The organism is Kitasatospora sp. NPDC001132, assembly GCF_053598415.1.
In genome coordinates this window covers 46,743-58,729 of the sequence record NZ_JBSFKF010000033.1, presented here as the reverse complement: position 1 = coordinate 58,729, position 11,987 = coordinate 46,743, and the positions used below count along the sequence as shown (strand labels likewise).

General features: G+C 74.0%; 8 protein-coding genes. 7 read left to right on the top strand and 1 reads right to left on the bottom strand.

The features are described from left to right. Positions 1-23: 23 nt before the first annotated feature. Positions 24-716, bottom strand: coding sequence for a bifunctional DNA primase/polymerase (locus ACWDBE_RS31720; protein ID WP_449791305.1), 693 nt, complete (start codon positions 714-716; stop codon positions 24-26). Positions 717-1,353: 637 nt separating this feature from the next. Between ACWDBE_RS31720 and nsdA the strand changes: the two genes are divergently transcribed. The 7 genes from nsdA (at position 1,354) to ftsH (ending at position 11,968) form a co-directional block, all read left to right on the top strand. Continuing rightward, on the top strand, positions 1,354-2,808 hold the full coding sequence (gene nsdA / locus ACWDBE_RS31715) for a transcriptional repressor NsdA (protein WP_449791306.1): 1,455 nt from the start codon (positions 1,354-1,356) through the stop codon (positions 2,806-2,808). Positions 2,809-3,104: 296 nt separating this feature from the next. Continuing rightward, positions 3,105-4,493 carry an ammonium transporter gene (locus tag ACWDBE_RS31710; RefSeq protein WP_449791307.1) on the top strand — a complete coding sequence of 463 codons (1,389 nt, stop codon included), beginning with the start codon at positions 3,105-3,107 and terminating at the stop codon, positions 4,491-4,493. Further along, on the top strand, positions 4,490-4,828 hold the full coding sequence (locus tag ACWDBE_RS31705) for a P-II family nitrogen regulator (RefSeq protein WP_449791308.1): 339 nt from the start codon (positions 4,490-4,492) through the stop codon (positions 4,826-4,828). The genes ACWDBE_RS31710 and ACWDBE_RS31705 overlap by 4 nt, the downstream gene beginning before the upstream one ends. Positions 4,829-4,985: 157 nt before the next feature. Next, a complete protein-coding gene (locus ACWDBE_RS31700) occupies positions 4,986-7,457 on the top strand; it encodes a [protein-PII] uridylyltransferase (RefSeq protein ID WP_449809684.1) in 2,472 nt (823 codons plus the stop codon). A gap of 188 nt (positions 7,458-7,645) precedes the next feature. Further along, positions 7,646-9,211 carry a signal recognition particle protein gene (ffh, locus tag ACWDBE_RS31695; RefSeq protein WP_449809692.1) on the top strand — a complete coding sequence of 522 codons (1,566 nt, stop codon included), beginning with the start codon at positions 7,646-7,648 and terminating at the stop codon, positions 9,209-9,211. Between the two features lie 79 nt (positions 9,212-9,290). Next, on the top strand, positions 9,291-9,815 hold the full coding sequence (locus ACWDBE_RS31690) for a GNAT family N-acetyltransferase (protein ID WP_449791310.1): 525 nt from the start codon (positions 9,291-9,293) through the stop codon (positions 9,813-9,815). 92 nt (positions 9,816-9,907) lie between these two features. Further along, positions 9,908-11,968, top strand: a complete 2,061-nt coding sequence (gene ftsH / locus ACWDBE_RS31685) for an ATP-dependent zinc metalloprotease FtsH (protein WP_449809683.1) — start codon at positions 9,908-9,910, stop codon at positions 11,966-11,968. Positions 11,969-11,987: the final 19 nt, after the last annotated feature.

Here is an 11,987-nt window from a genome sequence, read left to right as displayed (position 1 = left end):
CCTTCCGCATGCCGGGCGGCGGGTCAGGAGGCCATCCAGGCCGGCTCGGCGGTGCGCTCGCGGCTGCGGTGGCAGGCGTAGGCGAGGGTGCCGAGCAGTAGCCGGGCCTCCGGCGGGCAGCCCGCGTTGTCGCGGGTGGGGCGGCGCAGCCAGCGGACCGGTCCGAGGCCGTCGAGGACGGTGGGCGGGGCGGCGACGTAGCTGCCCTCGCCGTGGCAGGCCAGGTCGAGCGCGGCGTCGTCCCAGCCCATCCGGTACAGCAGGTCGGGCAGGCGCCGGGCGGTGCCGGCGGCGACCAGGAACTGGAGCCGGCCGGTGGGGGCGGCGAGCACCGGGCCCACCTGGGTGCCCATCCGCTCCAGCCGGACCAGGGCCTGGAGGCCGGCCTGCTCGGGGACGTCCAGGACGTCGAAGGCGCGGCCGGTGGGGAAGAGCACCGAGCCCTCGGCGCGGGGGGCGCGGGCCCGGCCGCCGCCGCCCGGCGCGGGGTGCAGGCCGGGGGCGGCGCAGCGGGGGGAGCCGCAGGGACAGCGGGTCGGGGCGGTGGCGCCGGCGACCGGGGTGCCGGTGGCCGGGTCGCCGGTGACGACCGCCCAGCCCCAGCGGCCGGTGTACTCCGCGGCGGCCTGGGACGCGGTGACCTTGGTGCGGCGGCGCGCGCCCAGCGGTGCCAGCCGCAGGTGCCCCAGTCGAAGTTCGCCGAACAGGTTGTCCATGCCTCCCCCAACAGGTTCTCGTTGCCGATGGTTACGGGACGGTGACTGTGTGTCGATTGTCAGCCGTGTGGTGCGTAGTGCGGTGGCGGCGCGCAGCGCGTGGTGTGCGCCCGTTCCGCCGGTGCGCCTCGGGCGCCGCCTTGTGGGGGCGGCGCCGATGCCGGATCGTCGTGTGCGTGGGGCTGTCGCCGTCCCGAGTGAACGGTGAACTCGCCTGTGGCTGCGGTGGATTGCGGTGTCCGCCGGGTCCTCCGGGGCGCTTCGGTGGACTTGGCGACCCGCATATGCCGGGCCGTTGGGACTCCCTAAGTGAAGCGTGTGCCTTCGGGCTTCGGTTCACTCCTGGGGGTGGCGAAAGGTGGCGTTTCGCCAGGGCCGCTCCCGCGGGCTCGTCGTGGGGCATTACGTTCAGCGTGCGGATGTCGTCGAGGAGTCCGTTCCGGGCCGCCGAGGCGCGGGAGTCGGGGATCTGACGGATCGTCCGCAACGCTGGCACACCAGTGCGAGGGCGTCGCGGTACGGCGGTGCCGTGGCACGGCAGCACCTCAGGCACGGCACGTCTGGCAAGAGCCCGCAACCGTCGGGCGGTCACGATCGGGGGCCCCGCTAGGGGCCGGGCGGGATGGGGACGTTACCCATGGCAGAGAAGCAGCCGAATGAGAAGTTGACCACGTGGTTCGCCCGCAGTGGCTGGTCCAAGGGCGAGTTGGCCCGACAGGTCAACCGCCGGGCCCGGCAGATCGGCGCCCACCACGTGTCCACCGACACCTCGCGGGTGCGCCGCTGGCTCGACGGAGAGCAGCCCCGCGAGCCGATCCCCAAGATCATGTCGGAACTCTTCTCCGAGCGGTTCGGCTCGGTGGTCTCGATCGAGGACCTCGGCCTGCGCGCCGCGATCCCGGTCTCGACCGTGGGCGGCGGCGTCGACCTGCCGTGGAGCGGTCCGCAGACCGTCCAGCTGATCAGCGACTACTCCCGCAGCGACCTCATGCTCAACCGCCGGGGCTTCCTCGGCACCTCGCTGGCGCTGACCGCGGGCGCCGCGCTGATCGAGCCGATGCAGCGCTGGCTCACCCCCGGCCCGACCGGCGTCCCGACCCCGATCCTCACCGCGGCCAACGGCGGCGAGGCGTTCACCGGCCGGCTCTCCGAACCCGAGCTCGAACTGCTCGAGCAGACCACGGTCATGTTCCGGCAGTGGGACGCGCAGAACGGCGGCGGGCTGCGCCGCAAGGCCGTCGTCGGCCAGCTGCACGAGGTCACCGACCTGCTCCAGGAGACGTACAGCGAGGACACCACCAAGCGGCTGTTCCGGCTCACCGCCGAACTCGCCCACCTGGCCGGGTGGATGTCGTACGACGTCGGGATGCACCCGAGCGCGCAGAAGTACTACGTGCTCGCCCTGCACGCGGCCAAGGAGGCGGGCGACCGCCCGTTCGGCGCGCTGATCCTCACCGACATGAGCCGCCAGATGATCCACCTCAACCGGGGCGAGGACGCCCTGGAGCTCATCCACCTGGCCCAGTACGGCAGCCGCGACACCGCCACCGCGCGCCAGCAGTCACTGCTGTACGCGATGGAGGCGCGCGCCTACGCCACCATCGGCGAGGTCAACCGCTGCGCCCGGGCGGTCCGGCTGGCCGAGGACACCTTCACCGACATCCGGGAGGGGGACCAGGAGCCGGACTGGCTGAAGTTCTTCTCGCCGGCCGAGCTGAACGCCGAGAACGCGCACTCCTTCCGCGACCTCGCGTACCACTCGGACAACGCCGAGCTCTACGCCTCGATGTCCGCGCCGGTGATGGAGACCGCGGTCGACCTGTTCCGCCAGGACGCCGACCACGTGCGCTCGTACGCCTTCAACCTGATCGGCATGGCCAGCGTCCACCTGCTGCAGAAGGAGGCCGAGCAGGCGGCGGTGATGGCCGAGCAGGCGGTGGACATCGCCACCAAGGTGCGCTCGGAGCGGCTGAACTCCCGGGTGCGCAAGACCACGGAGGCCGCGGCGGCCCGGTTCAAGGGCGTGGACGCGGTGAGCCGGCTCAAGGAGCGGGTGGTCCAGGACATCCCGGAGTTCGTCTCGGTGGTCTGACCGGTCCCACCGAGGGCCTTCCGAGGGAAGCTCCACCGACCGTGGCGGCCGCCGCCGTCACGGTCGGTGGCATGTCCGGAGTCCGGCGGTGCGGCCGGCAGCGCGGCGGTTCGGGCCGGGCGGGGCCGCGATTCACGCAGCCGTAACCCGCGCGTCGCACGTGTCACGGCGGTGAAACAACCGGCCACACCGGCCGAAACCCGCCTTCGACACGCTCGTCCCAACGCCGACGCCCCGGGTGGCACCACGGGACGGATCCCCGGGTACGGATCGGCCTGGACGCAGAGGAGACGCCGATGCCGGACGGCTTCAGTGCGGGCGACACCGCCTTCGTACTCATCAGTGCCGCCCTGGTCATGCTGATGACCCCGGGGCTGGCCTTCTTCTACGGGGGGATGGTCAGGGCCAAGAGCACGCTGAACATGCTGGCGATGAGCTTCCTCTCGCTCGGCATCGTCAGCGTGCTGTGGGTCCTCTACGGTTACTCGCTCAGCTTCGGGCCCGACTCCTTCGCCGGTCTGATCGGAAACCTGGACCACCTCGGGATGCGCGGCCTCGGCCTCGACCAGCTGGCCGGCTCCATCCCGGTCACCGCCTTCGCGCTCTTCCAGCTGATGTTCGCGGTCATCACCCCGGCGCTGATCAGCGGCGCCGTGGCGGACCGGGCGAGATTCGCCGCCTGGGGGCTGTTCATCGCGCTCTGGGTGACCGTCGTCTACTTCCCGGTCGCGCACTGGGTGTTCTTCTTCGACGGCGGCCACGGCGGCTGGCTGGGAGACCGCAACGGCGTGATCGACTTCGCCGGCGGGACCGCCGTGCACATCAACGCGGGCGTCGCCGGGCTCGCCCTCTGCCTGGTGCTGGGCAAGCGGATCGGCTTCCGGAAGGACCCGATGCGCCCGCACAGCCTGCCGCTGGTGATGCTCGGCTCCGGACTGCTCTGGTTCGGCTGGTTCGGCTTCAACGCGGGCTCGGCGCTGGCCGCCAACGGCGTCGCCGCGATGGCGATGGTCAACACCCAGGTCGCCACCGGCGCGGCGCTGATCGGCTGGCTGGTCTGCGAGAGGTTCAGGCACGGCGCGTTCACCACGTTGGGTGCCGCCTCCGGAGCGGTGGCCGGGCTGGTCGCGATCACCCCGGCCTGCGGCTCGGTCAGCCCGCTCGGGGCGGTGGCGATCGGGCTGGTCGCGGGCGCGGTCTGCTGCGCCGCCGTCTCGCTGAAGTACCGCTGGGGCTTCGACGACTCGCTCGACGTGGTGGGCGTGCACGCGGTCGGCGGCGCGGTCGGCTCGCTGCTGGTCGGGCTGTTCGCCACCGGCGGAGTCGGCCAGGGCGTCAAGGGCCTGTTCTACGGGGGCGGGATCGGGCAACTCGGCAAGCAGGCGATGGGCGTGGCGGTGGTCGCGGCGTACTCCTTCGTGCTGTCCTGGCTGCTGGCCAAGGCGGTGGACCGGCTGATCGGCTTCCGGGTCGCCGCGGACGTCGAGGTGGCCGGCATCGACCGGGCCGAACACGCCGAGTCCGCCTACGATTTCAGCGCCGTGGGGGCGGGCCTGGCCCGGGCCCTGCCGGGCCTGGCCGTCGCTGCCGCGAAGCCCGTCGCCGAACGGTCCGCCGCCGCGGAGCCGGACCCGGAGCCCGCGGCGAAGCCCGCCGAGAAGAAGACCGAGGTCGACGCCCGATGAAGCTCATCACCGCCGTGATCAAGCCGTACCGACTGGACGAGGTGAAGGCCGCCCTGCAGGCCTTCGGGGTGCAGGGCCTGACCGTCACCGAGGCCAGCGGCTACGGCCGCCAGCGCGGCCACACCGAGGTGTACCGGGGGGCCGAGTACACCGTGGACCTGGTACCGAAGGTCAGGATCGAGGTCCTGACCGAGGACGAGGACGCCGAGGACCTGATCGAGGTCCTGGTGAACGCCGCCAGGACCGGGAAGATCGGCGACGGCAAGGTGTGGAGCGTCCCGGTCGACACCGCCGTACGGGTCCGCACCGGCGAGCGCGGGCCGGACGCCCTGTAGCCCGACCGCGCACCGGCGGGCCCTTCGCCAGGGGAGGGTCCCCCCGACGGCGCACCGGCGTCCCCCGGCCGGCCGAACGGCTCGTCCTCGGGCCGGAACGGCGGTACGGGGCTCACCGGTGCGATGGTCCACCAGCACGACGGACGGGACTCCGCGCATGACCACCGAGACCAGCCCCTCCGACCCCGTCGACCCCTGTGACCCGGCGGGGCACGCCGCCGCCCGGGCCGCGCTGCTCGCCGGCCCCGGTCCGGGCGGCCGCCCCCGCCGGCGGGCGCTCGCCCGGCTCACCGACGACTGGCTGGCCGGGCTGCTCGCCGCCGCCGGCGCCCCGCCCGGCGTCGCGCTGGTCGCGGTCGGCGGGTACGGGCGCGGCGAGCTCTCCCCGCGCAGCGACCTGGACGTCCTGCTGCTGCACTCCGGCCCGATCGCCCGGGAGCTGCCCGAGCGGATCTGGTACCCGGTCTGGGACGCGGGCGCCCGGCTCGACCACGCGGTGCGCACGGTGGCCGAGGCCCGTTCGGTCGCCGCCGCCGACCTCAAGGCCCAGCTCGGCCTGCTGGACGCCCGCCACCTCGCCGGGGACCGGGCGCTCACCGATGCGCTGCGCTCCGCGGTGCTCACCGACTGGCGCGCGAGCGCCCCCGCACGCCTGCCCGAGCTGCGCGAGCTGGCCCGCGCGCGGGCCGAACGGCAGGGTGAGCTGGCCTTCCTGCTGGAACCCGACCTCAAGGAGGCCCGCGGCGGCCTGCGCGACGTCGTGGTGCTGGACGCGATCGCCGCCACCTGGCTCGCCGACGCGCCCCGGGACGGCCTGGACGCCGCCGCGCGGCGGCTGGCCGACGTGCGCGACGCCCTGCACCTGGCCACCGGCCGGGCCACCGACCGGCTGGGCCTCCAGGACCAGGACCAGGTCGCCGAGCGGCTCGGGGTGCTGGACGCCGACACCCTGCTGCGCCGGGTCTACGAGGCGGCCCGCACCATCGCGTACGCGGGCGACGTCACCTGGCGGGCGGTGGACCGGGTGCTGGCGGCCCGCGCCGACCGCGGTCGGCGGGTGCGCCGTCCGGGCATCCCGTTCGTCGGCCCCGGCCGCGGCGCCGGAGGGCAGGTCCACGGCGCCGGAGGGCGGGCCCGGGGCGCGGTCGAGCGGCGGCCGCTCGCCGAGGGCGTGGTCGAGCAGGACGGCGAGGCGGTGCTCGCCCGGGGCGCCCGGCCGGCCGCCGACCCGGTGCTGCCGCTGCGCGCCGCGGCGGCCGCCGCGCAGAACGGGCTGACCGTCTCGTACGCCACGGTGCGCCGGCTGGCCGCCGAGTGCCGCCCGCTGCCGGTGCCCTGGCCGGACGAGGCGCGCGAGCAGCTGGTCACCCTGCTGGGCGCGGGGGAGGCGGCCGTCCCGGTGTGGGAGGCGCTGGAGGCGGAGGGGCTGGTCCGGCGGCTGCTGCCGGACTGGGAGCGGGTGCGCTGCCGTCCGCAGCGCAACGCCGTGCACCGCTGGACGGTGGACCGGCACCTGGTGGAGACGGCGGTGCGGGCCGCCGCGATGACCCGCCGGGTGGCCAGGCCGGACCTGCTGCTGGTCGCCGCGCTGCTGCACGACATCGGCAAGGGCTGGCCGGGGGACCACAGCGAGGCCGGCGAGGTGATCGTCCGCGACCTCGGCCCCCGGATGGGCTTCGGCCCCGAGGACACCGAGACGCTGGCGGTGCTGGTCCGCCACCACCTGACCCTGGTGGACACCGCGACCCGGCGCGACCCGGACGACCCGGCGACCGTCGAGGCGATCACCAAGGTGGTCACCACCCGGGCCGAGCTGGAGTTGCTGCGCGCGCTCACCGAGGCGGACGCGCTGGCCACCGGTCCCGCCGCGTGGAGCGCCTGGCGGGCCTCACTGGTGGACGGCCTGGTGGCCCGGGTGGCGGACCGGCTGGCCGGGGCGGGCGCCCCGCCGGTGGTGCCGGCGCCGACCGCCGAGCAGGAGCGGCTCGTGGTGGAGGCCGCCAGGACGGGGCAGCCCGCCCTGTCGCTGCGGGCCCGGTCCGAGGGGACGGCGCCGGGCGCCGAGCCGATGGGCGTCGAGCTGGACCTGGCGGTCCCGGACCGTCCCGGGCTGCTCGGCACCGCCGCCGGGGTGCTCGCGCTGCACCGGCTGGCCGTCCGCTCGGCCGGGCTGCGCGAGCTGGACCCGGTGGGCGCCGGGCCGGTGCTGCTGCTGTCCTGGCGGGTGGCGGCCCAGTACGGCGAGCTGCCCGAGGCGGCCCGGCTGCGGGCCGACCTGCGCCGGGCACTGGACGGCTCGCTGGACGTCGCCCGCCGGCTCGCCGAGCGGGACGCCGCGGCCCCGCGCCGCCGGGGCGTCCCCACCCCGCCGCCGCTGGTCGCGGTGGCGCCCTTGGTGGCCTCGGCGACCGCGACCGTGCTGGAGGTCCGCGCGCACGACGCCCCCGGGCTGCTGCACCGGATCGGCCGGGCACTGGACGGAGCGGGCGTGCGGGTGCGCACCGCGCACGTCTCCACGCTGGGCGCGGAGGCCGTCGACTCGTTCTACCTGACCGACGGGGCCGGCCGGCCGCTGACCGCCCGGCGGGCCGGCGAGGTGGCGGCGGCGGTCCGGGCCGCGCTGGGCTGAGCGCTCGGCGTGGCGTGGCGGGCCCCGCGGGGAGGGCCGGGAGGGAGGCCGGACGGCGGGTCGGCCGGGGTGCGGGCGGGGTGCGCGCGGGCGTTCCGACCGGGGGTGGAGACCGTACCCGGGGCGGCCGGATACCCTGGGGGGCGACGACCGTACCGATACCGATGCCGCAGAGGACCCGCGACGACGTGTTCGACACCCTTTCCGATCGCCTCGCAGCGACGTTCAAGAACCTCCGGGGCAAGGGCCGCCTGAGCGAGGCGGACATCGACGCCACCGCCCGCGAGATCCGCATCGCGCTGCTGGAGGCGGACGTCGCGCTGCCGGTCGTCCGGGCCTTCATCAAGCAGGTCAAGGAGCGGGCGCTCGGTGCCGAGGTCTCCGGCGCGCTGAACCCCGCGCAGCAGATCATCAAGATCGTCAACGAGGAGCTCATCGCGATCCTCGGCGGCGAGACCCGCCGGGTGCGGTTCGCCAAGAGCGGCCCGACGGTGATCATGCTCGCCGGTCTCCAGGGTGCCGGTAAGACCACCCTCGCGGGCAAGCTCGGCCACTGGCTGAAGAAGCAGAAGCACACCCCGCTGCTGGTCGCCTGCGACCTCCAGCGCCCGAACGCGGTCAACCAGCTCCAGGTGGTCGCCGAGCGCGCCGGCGTGGCCTTTTACGGCCCGCAGCCGGGCAACGGCGTCGGCGACCCGGTGCAGGTGGCCACGGACTCGATCGAGTACGCCAAGCAGAAGCAGTACGACGTCGTCATCGTCGACACCGCCGGCCGCCTGGGCATCGACGCCGAGCTGATGCAGCAGGCCGCCGACATCCGCGCCGCGGTGAACCCGGACGAGGTCCTGTTCGTCGTCGACGCGATGATCGGCCAGGACGCCGTCACCACCGCGCAGGCCTTCCTCGACGGCGTCGACTTCACCGGCGTGGTGCTCTCCAAGCTCGACGGCGACGCCCGCGGCGGTGCCGCCCTGTCGGTCGCGCACGTCACCGGCCGGCAGATCATGTTCGCCTCCAACGGCGAGAAGGTCGACGACTTCGACGCCTTCCACCCGGACCGGATGGCCTCGCGCATCCTCGGCATGGGTGACGTCCTCTCGCTGATCGAGAAGGCCGAGCAGACCTTCTCGCAGGCCGAGGCGGAGAAGATCGCCGCCAAGCTGCGCGGCGGCCCGAAGCAGTTCACCCTGGACGACTTCCTGTCCCAGCTGGAGCAGGTCCAGAAGATGGGCTCCATCTCCAAGCTGCTCGGCATGCTGCCGGGCATGGGCCAGATCCGGGACCAGATCAACAACATCGACGACAAGGACGTCAACCGGGTCGGCGCGATCATCAAGTCGATGACCCCGGCCGAGCGCGCCGAGCCGGAGCTGATCAACGGCTCCCGCCGGGCCCGCATCGCCAAGGGCTCCGGCGTCCAGGTCGGCGAGGTGAAGAACCTGGTCGAGCGGTTCTTCGAGGCCCGCAAGATGATGTCCGCGATGGCCTCCGGCAAGGGGATGCCGGGCATGCCGGGCATCCCCGGCATGGGCGGCGGCGCGAAGAAGTCCGGCAAGAAGGCCCCGCAGGCCAAGGGCAAGCGCAAGAGCGGCAACCCGCTGAAGCGCGCGCAGGAGGAGGCCGCGGCCGCCGAGCGCCGCGCGCTCGGCCCGGGCGCCAGCCAGGGTCCGGCGGACGGCGGCGCGTTCGGCCTCGGCGCGGGCAAGGGCCCGGCCGACTTCGAGCTGCCCAAGGAGTTCAAGGACATGCTGTAGTCCTTGATCGGGGCTGGTCGTCGGCCCGTCGTCCGGTTTTTCCGGGCGGCGGGCCGATCGCGTGTCCGATGATGGGGGCATGCGAGTGATGATCAGGGCCCCGAGGGCCGAGGACACGGCCGTTTACGCCGACGCGGTCCGGCGGTCCGCGGAACACATCGGCCGGTGGAACCCGGTCGAGCCGGACGGACTGCCCGACCTGCTGAAGCGCCAGGGCTCCGGGCTGCGGACCTTCCTGATCCTCGACCGGGAGACCGGCGGACTGGTCGGCAAGGTGAACGTCGCCAACATCGTGATGAGCCGGTTCTGCAACGCCACGCTGGGCTACGACTCGTACCTGCCGTTCAACGGCACCGGGCGGATGACCGAGGGCATGCGGCTGGTCCTGGACCGCTGCTTCGCCCCGCGGTCGTCCGACGGACTGGGCCTGCACCGGCTGGAGATCAACGTCCAGCCGGACAACGAGCGCTCGATCGCGATGGCCAAGCGGCTGGGCTTCCGGCACGAGGGCTTCTCCCCGCGGATGCTGTTCCTCCAGGGGGACTGGCGCGACCACGAGCGGTTCGCGCTGACCGCCGAGGAGTGGCCGGGCGCGACGGCATAACCGCTGGTGGGAGCGGCCGGCGCGGCCGTACGGCGGCTCGGGCGCGGCGTTGCGATTGGCTCGCCCGAGCACCTGTCCGTATTGTCCGATGGGTGACCGAACCCGTGCCACCACGTCAGACTCCCGACCAGCCCTGGCGCTCGGAGGGTGCCCCGCCCCCGCCGCCCAAGCGCCGGATGCCCGGCGGCTGGGTGGGGCTCGCCCTCACCGCCCTCGTGGTGTTCCTGATCTCCGACCTGCTGTTGTCCTTCTTCGGCCCCGCCGGTTCCACCACGATCTCGTACACCGAGTTCAACAACCAGCTGAACAAGGGCAACATCACCAAGATCTACGCCAAGGGCGACGCGATCGAGGGCACCCTCAAGACCGCCCAGCCCAAGCCCGACGGCGGCAAGGGCGACTACACCGAGTTCGACACCCAACGGCCCTCCTTCGCGGGCGACAACCTCTGGGCCACCCTGCAGCAGCAGGGCGTCGAGGTCACCGCCACCTCGCCGATCCAGCAGCGCAGCTTCCTCACCAACCTGCTGCTCTCGCTCGCCCCGATGCTGCTGCTGATCTTCATCTGGGTGATGCTCGCCCGCCGGATGGCCGGCGGACTCGGCGGCGGACCGCTCGGCCGCAAGGCCCCGCCCAAGCCGGTCACCGCCGAGCAGGGCAAGCGCACCACCTTCGCCGACGTGGCCGGCATCGACGAGGTCGAGGCCGAACTCACGGAGGTCGTCGACTACTTGAAGAACCCCGAGCGGTACCGCAGGCTCGGCGCCAAGATGCCGCGCGGCGTGCTGCTGAGCGGCCCGCCCGGAACCGGCAAGACCCTGCTGGCCCGGGCGGTGGCCGGCGAGGCGAACGTGCCGTTCTTCTCCGCCTCCGCCTCCGAGTTCATCGAGATGATCGTCGGCGTCGGCGCCAGCCGGGTCCGCGAGCTGTTCGCCGAGGCCCGCAAGGTCGCCCCGGCGATCATCTTCATCGACGAGATCGACACCATCGGCCGCCAGCGCGGTGCCGGCGGCGGCATGGGCGGGCACGACGAGCGCGAGCAGACGCTCAACCAGATCCTCACCGAGATGGACGGCTTCACCGGCTCCGAGGGCGTCATCGTGATCGCCGCGACCAACCGGGCGGACGTGCTCGACCCGGCGCTGCTGCGCCCCGGTCGCTTCGACCGGCGGATCACCGTCAGCCCGCCCGACCGGGAGGGCCGGGCGGCGATCCTGCGCATCCACAGCCGCAGCGTCCCGCTGGCCGGCGGCACCGACCTCAACCAGCTGGCCAAGGTCACGCCGGGGATGACCGGCGCCGAGCTCGCCAACCTGGTCAACGAGGCCGCGCTGCTGGCCGTCAAGCGCAAGCAGGACGCGGTCAACGAGCGGGACCTCTCGGACGCCCTGGAGAAGGTCCAGCTCGGTGCGGTGCGGCCGCTGGTGATGCCGCAGGAGGAGCGCGAGCGGACGGCGTACCACGAGAGCGGGCACGCGCTGCTGGGCATGCTCCAGCCCGGTGCGGACCCGGTCCGCAAGATCACCATCGTGCCGCGCGGCAGGGCGCTCGGCGTCACCCTCTCCACCCCGGAGGACGACCGCTACTCGTACACCGAGCCCTACCTGCGCGGCCGGATCATCGGCGCGCTCGGCGGCATGGCGGCCGAGCAGGTGGTCTACGGGGTGATCACCACCGGCGCGGAGAGCGACCTGGAGCAGGTCACCAACATCGCCCGCGGGATGGCCGGGCGCTGGGGGATGAGCGAGCGGGTCGGCCGGCTCACCGCGGTGCCCTCCGACCCGCAGGGCGCGTACGGGCTCTCCGCCGCGCCGACCACCCTGGACGCGGTGGACGAGGAGGCCCGGCGGATCGTCTCCGAGTGCTACGACGACGCGCTGCGGATCCTGACCGAGCAGCGGCACCGGCTGGACGCGCTGGCGGCGGCGCTGCTGGAGGCGGAGACGCTGGACGAGGCGGAGGCGTACCGGGCGGCGGGGGTGCCGCGGGGGGCGTCGGCGGAGGGCTCCGGAGGGGCCGAGGGGCCCGGTGGCTCCGGTGGGTCTGACGGGGCCGGTGGGTCTGACGGGGCCCGTGGCTCCGAGGGGGCCGATGGCTCCGATGGCTCCGATGGGTCCAATGGGTCCGATGGGAAGTCGATCGGCCGGGCGTGAAGCCGGGAATCGGGGGCGT

Bases quoted from the DNA above. Each gene is read 5' to 3' on its own strand.
- ACWDBE_RS31720 (WP_449791305.1), bottom strand. From the start codon at position 716: ATGGACAACCTGTTCGGCGAACTTCGACTGGGGCACCTGCGGCTGGCA.
- nsdA (WP_449791306.1), top strand. From the start codon at position 1,354: ATGGCAGAGAAGCAGCCGAATGAGAAGTTGACCACGTGGTTCGCCCGC.
- ACWDBE_RS31710 (WP_449791307.1), top strand. From the start codon at position 3,105: ATGCCGGACGGCTTCAGTGCGGGCGACACCGCCTTCGTACTCATCAGT.
- ACWDBE_RS31705 (WP_449791308.1), top strand. From the start codon at position 4,490: ATGAAGCTCATCACCGCCGTGATCAAGCCGTACCGACTGGACGAGGTG.
- ACWDBE_RS31700 (WP_449809684.1), top strand. From the start codon at position 4,986: ATGACCACCGAGACCAGCCCCTCCGACCCCGTCGACCCCTGTGACCCG.
- ACWDBE_RS31690 (WP_449791310.1), top strand. From the start codon at position 9,291: ATGCGAGTGATGATCAGGGCCCCGAGGGCCGAGGACACGGCCGTTTAC.